The 10,752-nt window shown below is 71.9% G+C and carries 8 protein-coding genes and 1 pseudogene; 3 read left to right on the top strand and 6 right to left on the bottom strand.

Annotated features, from left to right (window positions below; translation table 11 throughout):
* Positions 1–191: 191 nt before the first annotated feature.
* Both murJ and ADL01_RS13045 read right to left on the bottom strand, forming a co-directional pair.
* Positions 192–1,913 (bottom strand): murein biosynthesis integral membrane protein MurJ, encoded by a 1,722-nt coding sequence (gene murJ, locus ADL01_RS13050; RefSeq protein ID WP_078960494.1) that lies wholly within the window; start codon positions 1,911–1,913, stop codon positions 192–194.
* Positions 1,910–3,106, bottom strand: coding sequence for a lipid II:glycine glycyltransferase FemX (locus ADL01_RS13045; RefSeq protein ID WP_053742120.1), 1,197 nt, complete (start codon positions 3,104–3,106; stop codon positions 1,910–1,912). Before ADL01_RS13045 ends, murJ begins: the two co-directional genes overlap by 4 nt.
* A gap of 219 nt (positions 3,107–3,325) precedes the next feature.
* Here ADL01_RS13045 and ADL01_RS13040 point away from each other — a divergent pair, with 219 nt between their 5' ends.
* The 3 genes from ADL01_RS13040 (at position 3,326) to ADL01_RS45335 (ending at position 5,399) form a co-directional block, all read left to right on the top strand.
* A complete protein-coding gene (locus ADL01_RS13040) occupies positions 3,326–4,594 on the top strand; it encodes a L,D-transpeptidase (RefSeq protein ID WP_078960493.1) in 1,269 nt (422 codons plus the stop codon).
* Between the two features lie 184 nt (positions 4,595–4,778).
* Positions 4,779–5,135, top strand: a complete 357-nt coding sequence (locus ADL01_RS13035) for a PRC-barrel domain-containing protein (RefSeq protein WP_053742119.1) — start codon at positions 4,779–4,781, stop codon at positions 5,133–5,135.
* 93 nt (positions 5,136–5,228) lie between these two features.
* Complete coding sequence (locus ADL01_RS45335; RefSeq protein ID WP_199834814.1) at positions 5,229–5,399, top strand: hypothetical protein; 171 nt, start codon at positions 5,229–5,231, stop codon at positions 5,397–5,399.
* A gap of 75 nt (positions 5,400–5,474) precedes the next feature.
* Here ADL01_RS45335 and ADL01_RS13030 read toward each other — a convergent pair whose 3' ends face one another.
* The 4 genes and pseudogenes from ADL01_RS13030 to ADL01_RS13015 all read right to left on the bottom strand — a co-directional run bounded on the left by ADL01_RS13030 (position 5,475) and on the right by ADL01_RS13015 (position 10,751).
* Positions 5,475–7,010: an alpha/beta hydrolase gene (locus ADL01_RS13030; RefSeq protein WP_053742123.1), complete on the bottom strand. Its 1,536-nt coding sequence runs from the start codon at positions 7,008–7,010 to the stop codon at positions 5,475–5,477.
* 26 nt (positions 7,011–7,036) lie between these two features.
* The gene (locus tag ADL01_RS13025) at positions 7,037–8,368 is read right to left on the bottom strand and encodes a serine hydrolase domain-containing protein (RefSeq protein WP_078960492.1); all 1,332 of its coding nucleotides are present in this window, start codon (positions 8,366–8,368) and stop codon (positions 7,037–7,039) included.
* Positions 8,369–8,536: 168 nt separating this feature from the next.
* A pseudogene (locus ADL01_RS13020) lies at positions 8,537–8,779 on the bottom strand (inositol phosphorylceramide synthase); the annotation flags it as partial.
* A gap of 13 nt (positions 8,780–8,792) precedes the next feature.
* On the bottom strand, positions 8,793–10,751 hold the full coding sequence (locus ADL01_RS13015; protein ID WP_078960491.1) for a bifunctional glycosyltransferase 87/phosphatase PAP2 family protein: 1,959 nt from the start codon (positions 10,749–10,751) through the stop codon (positions 8,793–8,795).
* Position 10,752: the final 1 nt, after the last annotated feature.

Here is a 10,752-nt window from a genome sequence, read left to right as displayed (position 1 = left end):
GGGGTGGGGGGCGTGTGCGGGTCCGGATCAGGTGCGGGTCCAGGTGAGGGTCGGGTCCCGGATCGGGTCCGGGTCCAGGTGAGGTTTGGATCAGGTGCGGGCGGAGGTCGGGTGCGAGGCGGGTCCAGGTCGGGTCCAGGTCAGGTGCGGGTGCAGGGCGGGCCCTGGTCCGGGTCCGGCGCGAGTCACGGTCAGGTGCGGGTCCGGGTCCGAGTCCGGATCCTGGTCCAGGTCCGGCGGATGCCTGCGAGTAGTGCGTTGAGTTCCGTGAGGCGTAGTGGGCGGGTGAGCAGGGCGAAGGTGAGGACGACTGCGATGGCCCCGGCAGTTGCAGCGGGCAGGGCGCCGGCCCTCGCCGCGCCCAGCACCGCGAAGTGGCCCAGCGCGGTCGCGGGGACGGCCGCGAGCAGCAGCCGCGCGTGCGCGCCGGCGGCGGACGAGCGCAGCGGGCGTGCGACGGCGAGCCTGCGGCTCAGTACCAGGCCGGTCACCGCCCAGCCCGCGCACAGCGCCACTGAGTACGCCGCCGCCATGCCCGTCACCGCCCAGCGGGCCGGCATCAGGTGCGCGGCGGCCACGGACAGGCCCGCGTTGAGGGCGACGATCACGAGGTTGAGCAGGAAAGGCGTACGGGTGTCGGAGAGGGCGTAGAAGGCGCGGGACAGGACGTACTGGCCCGACAGGGCGACGAGTCCCGGTGCGAAGGCCATCAGGATCCCCGCCATGGCCACCGTGTCGTCCGCGCTGGTCCTGCCGTACCCGAAGACGAGGGCCGTCACCGGCTGGGCGAGGGCGAACATCGCACAGGCGGCGGGCACGACGGCGGCGGCGCAGACCCGCAGGGCGTGGGAGACGTCGCGCCGCACGGCGGCGATGTCACCGTCGGCGGCGGACGCGCTCATCCGGGGCATCAGCGCGGTCACCACGGACACGGTGATGATGCCGTGCGGTACGACCCACAGCGCGTACGCGTTGTTGTACGCGCCGTATCCGGGGCCGCCGTCGAGGCCCGCGGTCGTCGCCAGCCGGGTGGTGACCCAGTACGCGGCCTGGTTGGCCAGCACCAGCAGCACCAGCCACCCGGCCGCTCGCAGCGGGCGGGTCAGTCCGCTGCCGCGCCAGTCGAAACGGGGCCGCCAGCGGAAGCGGGCGGCGCGCAGCGCGGGGACGAGGGCGAGTGCCTGGACGGCGATCCCGGCCGTCGTGCCCCAGCCGACCACGGCGCTCTCGGTCGCGGTGAGCGTGTCGCCGCGCCCCATGGCCAGGGCCAGGTACAGCCCGAAGACGGTCATGACGACGACGTTGTTCAGGACCGGCGCCCACATCATCGCGCCGAACCGGCCCCGGGCGTTGAGTACCTGTCCGAGCAGCGTGAACAGTCCGAGGAAGAAGATCTGGGGCAGGCAGTAACGGGCGAGGGCGGTGGTCATGGCCGCCTGCGGCCCCGTGTAGTCGGTGTACGCGCCGACGATCGCGGGCGCCGCCCACACGGCGGTCGCGGTGATCGCCAGCAGGGCGACGACGCAGACGGTGAGCAGCCGGTCGGTGTACGCGGTGCCCCCGTCGTCGTGCTCCTTGGCGGCCTTGACCAACTCGGGCACGAAGACGGCGTTGAGGGCGCCGCCGAGGAGCAGCACGTAGACGATGGTGGGCAGGGCGTTACCGACGGCGTACCCGTCTGCGGCCGGCCCGATGGTGCCCAACGCGGCCGCGACAACGGCGGACCGCACGAACCCGGTGGCCCGGGACACGACGGACCCGGCGGCCATGACGGCACTGCTACGAGCGGTGGAACCCGCCTTCACCACGTCAGCTTCGCCGGCCGCACCCGGCGTCGGCGGCCCCGTCTCCGTGTGCGCCGTGGGTTTCCGTGATGGGGGCGGTGGCGTGTGTGTCGTTGTTGGTTGGTTCATCGGCGGTTCAAGTAGGCCTGGAAGGCGCGGTGGAGGGCGTGGTTGGTGCTGCCGGTCAATGGTTTCTCCCACTCGCCGAGCGTCTCGACCACCTGTCCGCCGGTGCCCAGCTTCCACCGCAGCAGTCCGTACGCGCGTTCGTCCGGATCGAGAGTGGAGGGTACCCCGCGCATGTCGTAGACGTCGGCGCCCTGGGCGTGGGCGTCCAGGAGCATGCGCCACTGGAGGGCGTTGGAGGGGCGGACCTCGCGGCGGTGGTCGGCCGAGGCGCCCGTCTGGTACCAGGCCCGGCGGCCCACCGTGATCATCGTGTGGGCGGCCAGGATCTCCCCCCGGTGACGGGCGACGTACAGCTTCATCCGGCCCGGTTCCTCGGCGTTGAGCGCCGCGTACTGGCGCTCGTAGTACGCGAGCGATCGGCCGAGGCGGAACCCGTCGCGGCGCTCGGTGATGCCCAACAGGCGATGGAACTCGGGGAGTTCGGCCGCGCTGCCGACCACCACCTCCACGCCCTCCTTCCGGGCCCGGCGCACATTTCGGCGCCACTCCTGGTTGAGCCCGGACCACAGGTCCTCGGTGGTGCGTCCGGCGAGCGGTACCTGGAAGACGTGCCGCGGCTGGGCGTCACCGTCCGCCCCGGTCCCGTCGCCGCCGCAACGGCGCCAGCCCCGGGCCCGCAGCCGCTCGGCGACGGCGGTGCCGAGCGGGTCGACCTCACTGGCGAGGACGTCGCCGAGGCGCCGGCCCGGGCCGCTGAGCGGCTTCAGCAGGGCGGCGTCCCAGCGCCGGTAGGCGGGCGACGGACCGATGCGCACCGCGAACGCGCCCGTGCGGCGCAGGTGTTCGAGCAGCGGGCCGAGCCAGGCATCGACGTCGGGGTCGTTCCAGTCGGCGACGGGCCCTTCCGGAAGGTAGGCGAAGGACTTGCGGGTGCCCGGGAACTGACGCAGCAGCACCAGAGCCACGCCCGTCAGCCGGCCCGCCGCCGGATCCGGTCCCCAGCCGAGCAGTTGGGCACGCCAGCCCTCCTTGACGTCGGCCCAGGACGGGCATTGCAGGAACCCCGCGCCGAGGGCCGCGCCCGCCGGGGACGCGAGGAAGGCGCGGTAGGTCTCCGCGGTGATGGTTCGCAGGGCCACGCCCGGGTTCTGTGCCTGGGGCACACGGCCGGGCGGCACGAGCAGCGCTGACACGGTCTGAGCCTCTCCTTCTCCCCGGGCCGTTCGCGGGGACACCAAGGAGATTCACAGCGCTCCATGACCGCTCCGTCCGGCGAATGTGACCGGACGATGACCGTTCCTCACCAGTCGCCGTCACATGGCCCCACACCGGCTGACCTCGGGTTTTCCGGCCATACAGTCACCACATCGCCGATTCGCGGCCCGCCCTCTCCCGCCTTCCCGGAGGTCCCCATGTCCCGGTCGTCACAGTCGTCACTGTCGTCACAGTCGTCCAAGGCGTCGCGGTCGTTCCGGTCGTCCCGCCGCACCCGCGTACTCGACGCTGCCCGCGTCCGGGCCGCCGTCGTGGCCGCCCTGCTGGTACCGCTCGCCGCCTGCTCCTCGGGCGGCTCCTCCAGCGCCCCGGACGCCAAGGGGGCGCCGCGCGCCGACGACCGTCCCGTCACCGTCAACGTCACGCCCACCGGCGAACGCGTTCCGGCGGGCCAGCCCGTGCGGGTCACGGCCAGGGGCGGCACCCTCACCGCGGTGACCGTCACCGACGCGAAGGGCCACCGGCTCACCGGTAAGGCCGCCGCCGACGGCCGGTCCTGGGTCTCCGACCGCAGGGCCGCCCCCGGCACGGCGTACGCGGTGACGGCCGCGACCCGCACCGAGGGCGGAACCGCGAAGAGCACGCGGGCCGCCTTCACCACGGCCGCGGCGGACAAGGTCAACAAGGTCGACTGGCGGCCGGGCGCCGGCGCCACCGTCGGTATCGCCCAGCCGATCTCCCTGGTCTTCGACAACCCGGTCAGAAACCGCGCCGCGGTCGAGAAGCAGCTCAAAATCAGCACCTCGAACGGCACCGAGGGCTCCTGGGGCTGGATCACCGACTGGTCGGGCCGGGACAGGGTGGACTGGCGGCCCAAGTCGTACTGGAAGCCCGGCACCAAGGTCACGCTCGACGCCGACCTGAACGGCACCGACTCGGGCAAGGACGGCGGCTGGTTCGTACGCGACTACTCGACCTCCTTCACCATCGGCGCCCGGCAGATCGTCAAGGTCGACCTCGACAGTCATCAGCTCACCCTCCTCCGCGACGGCGCGAAGGTCCGGCGGATACCGGTCTCCGGCGGCACGCCCGGCGGCGACCGGCGCTCCTGGCGCGGAACCGCCGTGCTCATGGCCAAGGAGGGCACGATCAACATGAACTCCGAGACGGTGGGCCTCGCCAACGCCTACAACAAGATGGTCAACCACTCGATGCGGCTGACCTGGTCGGGCATGTACGCGCACGCCGCGCCGTGGAACGCCCGCTGGTTCGGCAACGCCAACCACAGTTCCGGATGCATCGGCATGAGCGACGCCGACGCGGCCTGGTTCTACGGCCAGGTGCGGCCGGGCGACCCCTTCGAGATCACCGGCAAGGAGACCAAGGGCGTGGTCGCGCCCGGCAACGGCTTCGGCGCGTGGAACCTCTCGTGGACCGAGTGGCAGCAGAAGAGTGCGCTGCGCTGAGCACGCACCGCGCTAAGCACGCACTGCGCCGAGCACGCGCTGTGCGTAACACGCACTGCGCTGAGCAGCGGTCTCGACATTGCGACCGTCCGACTACCCGGAGTGCGGCGGGCGGGGATTCGTTCCGGTCAGAGAGGGCACCCGGTAACCGGCCCTCCGGGAGCGCGCAGACAGGGAGCAGGGCATGATCCGTTCAGCCGACGTCCGCGAGTGGCGCAACCACGACGTGGTCGACACGAAGCAACGCAAGATCGGCATGCTCGAATCGGTCTACGTGGACACGGCCACCGACGAACCGGCCATGGCCACCGTCAAGACCGGGCTGCCCACCCGCCACCGGCTGGTCTTCGTCCCCCTCGACGACGCGGTCCTCGGACCGGGCTACGTCCAGGTCTCCTACTCCAAGGCACAGGTACGCGACGCCCCGTCGATCGGGACGGACGACGTGCTGCCGGCCGAGCGGGAGGAGGAGATCTTCCGGCACTACGGGATGGCGTACCAACCAGGAGTGGGAGGCGAACGTCAGCTCGCCCGCCGCTGAACACCCGTACACAGCACACCCGTTACCCACCCAACCCGCTACACGGCACACCCGTTGCACAGCACCCGTCACGGCACAGAGGAGGTGGTCCCGATGCTGGCACTGTTCCTGCTGCTGGTCCTGGTGGCGGTCATCCTGGGAATCATCGGTGCGGCAGCCTCGGGCCTGGGATATCTCCTGGCCATCGGCATCGTGATCTTCGCCGCCGACCTGATCTTCTTCGGGGCCCGGATGTCCCGGCACTCCAGGCGGCCCCTCCGCTGAACCCGTACCCATGGCACAGCGGATCCGCGATCGCGAGCCGACCCCTGTCCGGCTCGCGACCACGGATCCCGCACCTCACCTCTCGCAGGTGACGTCCCTGGGCGGCAGGTGGCCGGTGGCGAAGTAGGTGTTGACGGCCGTGTCGGCGCAGGTGCTGCCGAACACCCCGTACACGGCGTGCTGGTCCGCCCCGCGCAGGGTGACCAGCCGGGACGAGGACCACATGCGGCGCACCGTCCGCGCACCCTCGTAGGTGGTGCGCGGATCGCCGCTCGCGTTGACGAGCAGGGCCGGCAGATCACGGCGGATCGTGGTCGGGTGCTCGCGCGGCGCGTCCCAGAACGCGCACGGGCCAACGGAGTTGGCGACGGGGCCGAACAACGGGTCCCGTACACGGGCGCGTTGGATGTCGCGCCAGTATGTCTCGGGGTCGCGCGGCGCGGCCACGTCGCCGCACAGGATCGCCGTCTGGACGCTGCCGTAGGAGGAGTTGGAGCCGGTCGTCAGGAAGTCGAGGGCGTCGGCCAGCCAGGGCGAGGGGGTGACCGGCTTGCCGTCGGCGGCGCGCCGCAGGTCCCGTACGGCCTGTGCGAGGTCGGCGTACGCGGCGTCGTTGTCCTGCGAGAGGCCGTTGAGGACGACGACGGGCAGCAGGTGCCCGTCCACCCGGTAGTCACCGACCGGCAGCGGCGCCCCGTCGGACGCGGCCTGGATCCGGTCCACGGCCGCCAGGACCGCACGCCGGGTGGCGCCCAGGCCGTACGTGGTGTGGCGGGCGGCGGCCCAGGAGGCCCAGCCCTCGAGCGCGTGCCGGTTCGCCGGTGCCGTGCTGCGCAGCAGACGGGGACTGTAGTTGTCGGGGGCGATGACGCCGTCGAGCACGACCCGGTCGGTGCGGCCGGGGAACATCGTGGCGTACACCTGGCCGAGGTAACTGCCGTACGAATAGCCGAGATACGAGATCCTGCGCTCGCCGAGCGCGGCACGGATCACGTCCATGTCGCGCGCGGTGTTCCGGGAGGTGACGTACGGCAGGACGTCAGCCTCGTACGTCCGGCAGCGGTCGGCGAGGTCCTTGGCGAGGGCCGTCGCACGGTCGAAGCCCGCCCGGTCGGCCCCCGGGCCACGGATGAACGACCCGCTGGGCCAGTGGCAGTCCAGGGGTGTGCTGCGGCCGACGAAACGCGGGTCGACGCCCACCACGTCGTAGCGCGCACCGACCTGCTTCATCGACGCGCGGATCCAGGGCGGGTCCCCGATCGTCTGGCCGCCGGGGCCGCCTCCGTTGAGCAGCAGCGCGCCGACGCGGTGGTCCGTGTCGGTGGCCCGGATGCGGGAGATCGCGACCGTGATCGTACGGCCGCCGGGGTCGTCGTAGTTCAACGGGACGGTGACGTCGGCGCATTGAGCGCCGGCCTGCTCGAGTTCCTTGCCGGTCGCGTCGTCGGGGCCGAGCAGACAGCTCTTCCAGGTCGGGTTCTGGTGGTGGTAGAGGGCGAGGGGGTCCGTGGCCGTACGGGCGGTGGCGGTGGGTTCGGCCACGGCGGGCGACGCGGCGAGGGTGAGCGCGCCGACGAGCGCCAGGGCGGCTGCCGAGGCGATACGCGACATGCGACGCCGAGGCGAGATGGAGCCGTTCACGCGGGGGTCCTTTCGGAAGATCGCGGAGAGGGAGAGGTTCCGGTGGAGCCGGTGGAACCACCGGTGGCGGGCGCCGCCTTCTCGCACAGGGACGTGTCGACGACGTCCAGGAAGTCGAGTTCGGCCTGGAGGGAGTCGGGCACCTGGTTCAGGGCGACGGCGACGCTGCGGCCACCGGGGCCGACGGCGACCAGCGCCCGGTGGCCGCCGGGCACGGTGCCGCCGTGTCCCCACCACGTCCCGCCGCAGGACAGGGGGGAGGAGATCAGGCCCAGGCCGTAGCGGGCGCCGGGCCACAGTCGGTCGGGGTCGGCGGCCACCGTCCGTCGCATCTGCGCCAGTTGGGCGCGGGGCAGCAGCCGGCCGTCGAACAGGGCGGCGGCGAACCGTGTCAGGTCGGCCGGGGTGGAGACGAGGGCGCCGCCGACCCCGCCGAAGGTCATGTTCCAGTCGGTGCCGTCGACGCGCCGGCCCTCGGTGTCGGTGAAGTAGCTGCGGGAATGCGGCCCTTGGAGGCGGGTGGCGTCGCCCGGCCAGTAAGTGCCGTGCAGCCCGAGGGGGTTGATGATGCGACGGCTGATCTCCGCCTCGGGGGAACGGCCGGTGACCTCGCGGACGATCATGCCGAGGACGAGATAGTTGGTGGTGGCGTAGTGCCAACTGCCTTGCGGGCGTGGCAGTTCGAGGGCGCGTGCGACGAGTTCGCGGGGCTCGAAGTGGCGGTACCGCAGCTGCTCGAAGTGCTCCCACTCGGGAGCCTCGAGATAGTCGGGCAGCCCGCTGGTGTGCTGCAGGAGCTGCCGTACGGTGATCCGGCGGCCGTCGTATCCGGGTGCGTCGATCAGATCGGGCAGGTGGCGGTCGACGGGGTCGTCGAGGCCGATGCGGTGCTCGGCGACGAGTTGCAGGACGACGGTCGCGGTGAACGACTTGGTGACGCTGCCGGCGCGCAACCGGTCGGCGGCGTTCATACGGCGCCCGGTGCCCAGGTCGGCCGTCCCGGAGGCCTCGGTCCAGCGCGCGGCGCAGGGTGCGTGCGCGGTGGGGTCGGTCACCAGGACGGCGGCGCCGGCGATCCCGTCACGGCCGGTGAGGACACGTAGTGCGCTACGGACCTGGTCGTGCGTACCGCAGTCGGTGGAGGGGCGTGGAACTGCTGCCGGTGTTGGCGCGGTCGCCACCGACTGGGCCGCCACCGCCTGGGCCGGCCCGGTGGCCAGCGCCGTGGCCGGAACGGTGGCCAGCGCCGTGGCCGCCACCAGGGCCGCGAGGCCGGTGCCGGCGATTCGCCTGCCGGGCTGGAGGGTTGTCAGTAAGAAGGTCGGCATGTGACATCACGTTAGGCAGGGACCGCCGCGTGATCACTCCGGCAGGCAGGTGCTTCGCAGCTGAGGTCAGCCCAAGCGGAAAGGGGGAGGGAACCCCCCTGGACGGCTGAGCGCTCCGCTGCTAAAGCCGTCCGGCCGGGCGGCGTGGGGCGTGAAACCTCCCCGCCTTCACGCCAGTTCGAGTCGCCGTTCCGGTCGCACCGCCGGTGCGGACTCCGGTTCCCACTTTCTGGTGGTCCGTACGTAGGCGTCTATCACCGAGAGCATCGCCAGTATGACCAGGGGTCCGAACACCCACGGGTGCTCGGCCATGCGCATCGGCAGATAGCGGTACGACAGCAGGAGCGCCACGAAGACCGTCACCCCGTGCGCGACGAGCTGGCTGCCCGACCGGTCCCAGCCGCGTTCGATCTTCAGACGCCCTCTAGCTCAGCGCACGGTCTTTCACAGCCTCCGGCCGCTCACCACTGCTCTCCGCCGCCCGGACAGCGACACGAGCCCGCGGCCCCATCAACACGTACGACAACCCGAACCCCGCCAGAACCACCACCGCCCCGCCGGCGGCATCCAGCACCCAGTGATTGCCGGTGGTGACGATCGCGGACACGGTGAACAACGGATGCAGCAGCCCGAGCGCCTTCATCCACCATTTCGGCGCGACGATCGCGATGACCAGTCCACACCACAGCGACCACCCGAAGTGCAGCGACGGCATCGCCGCGTACTGGTTGGTCAGTGCCGTGAGCGTGCCGTAGTCCGGCTTGGAGAAGTCCTGTACGCCGTGCACGGTGTCGATGATCCCGAGGCCCGGCATCAGACGCGGCGGCGCCAGCGGGTAGAGCCAGAACCCGACCAGGGCGAGCAGTGTGGCGAAGCCGAGGGAGGCGCGGGCCCAGCGGTAGTCGACGGGGCGGCGCCAGTACAGGACGGCGAGCACGGTCAGCGGTACCACGAAGTGGAACGACGTGTAGTAGAAGTCGAAGAAGTCCCGCATCCAGCCGATCTTCACGACCGTGTGGTTGACCCAGTGCTCGATGTCGATGTGCAGGAACTTCTCGATGTCGTGGATCTGGTGGCCGTGCGCCTCGGCGGTGGCCCGGCCGCCGGTGTTCGTGCCCCCGCTCGCGGCGAGCCGGACCTTCTGGTAGGCGGCGTACGTGACCCGGATGAGCATCAGTTCGAGGAGCAGGTTCGGGCGGGTGAGCACCCGGCGCAGGAACGGCAGGAGCGGTACGCGGCGGGAGCGGGCGGGGACCGGCGGCGCGTAGTCCGTGGGGATCGGTGCGCGGTAGTGCTCCGAGGTCCTGGACAGGAACGGTACGACGGTGGCGGCGGCGACCGCGGCCAGCAGCACGATGTTGTCGCGGACCGGATAGAGGGCGCCCATGTTCGGGATGACCATCCTGGCGGGCAGCGTCATCACGATGATGACGGCGACCGGCCACATGTAGCGGTCGGAGGCGCGTCTGCCGACCCGGCCGACGACCGCGAGCAGCACCCACAGCAGTTGGTGCTGCCAGGTCGTGGGCGACACGGCGACGGCCGCGCAGCCCGTGATGGCGACCGCCAGCAGCAGTTGGCCGTCCTGGGCGTACCGCACCGCGCGGCGCAGCCCGAGGACGGCGACGCCCGCGCCGAGCGCCAGGAACAGGCCGATTTCGAGGGGCCCCTCGGCGCCCAGCCGCAGCAGGGCGCCGTGCAGGGACTGGTTGGCGAGGTCGTCGGCGGGGCCGCCGAGTCCGGCCCCGCCCAGGTGGTGGACCCAGTAGGTGTACGAGTCGTCCGCCATCGCGGCCCACGCGAGCGCGGTGCAGGCGGCGAAGGTGATCCCGGCGCAGACGGCGGCCCGGCGCCGGCCGGTGAACCACAGCAGCGGCGCGAACAGCAGCACGGTGGGCTGGAGGGCGGCGGCGAGGCCGACGAGGGCGCCGGCGGCCCGTTCCTCGCGGGCGACGAAGCAGCCGAGGAGGACCAGCAGGACGGGGATGATGCTGGTCTGGCCGAGGTGGAGGGTGTTGCGCACCGGCAGCGACAGCATCAGCAGGCTGATCGCGACGGGTGCGGCGAGCAGCGAGGTACGGCGGCTCACGGGCGTGGGCAGGGCGCGGGCGGCGACCACGCCGAGCGCGACGACCAGCAGCAGCGTGCCGAAGGTCCAGCCCCAGCCGAGAGCCTGCTCGGCGGCCCGGGTGAGTGGCTTGAGGACGAGTCCGCCAAAGGGGGTGCCGGTGAACTGCGTCGAGTCGTAGAGCGACCCCTTCACATGCAGGACGCCGTCGGGCCCGACCCAGGTCTCCAGATCCGTCAGCCGGTCCGCCTTCGGGGTGCCGAGGACGGCGGCCACCTGTCTGACCGCGAGGACGGCGACGATGAGCCAGAGCACC

Origin of the sequence: Streptomyces sp. NRRL WC-3618 (assembly GCF_001280005.1) — a bacterium.
In the GTDB taxonomy this organism is placed as follows: Bacteria; Actinomycetota; Actinomycetes; order Streptomycetales; family Streptomycetaceae; genus Streptomyces.
Note: the sequence above shows the minus strand (reverse complement) of the source record. Positions and strands in the feature narration are given on the sequence as shown.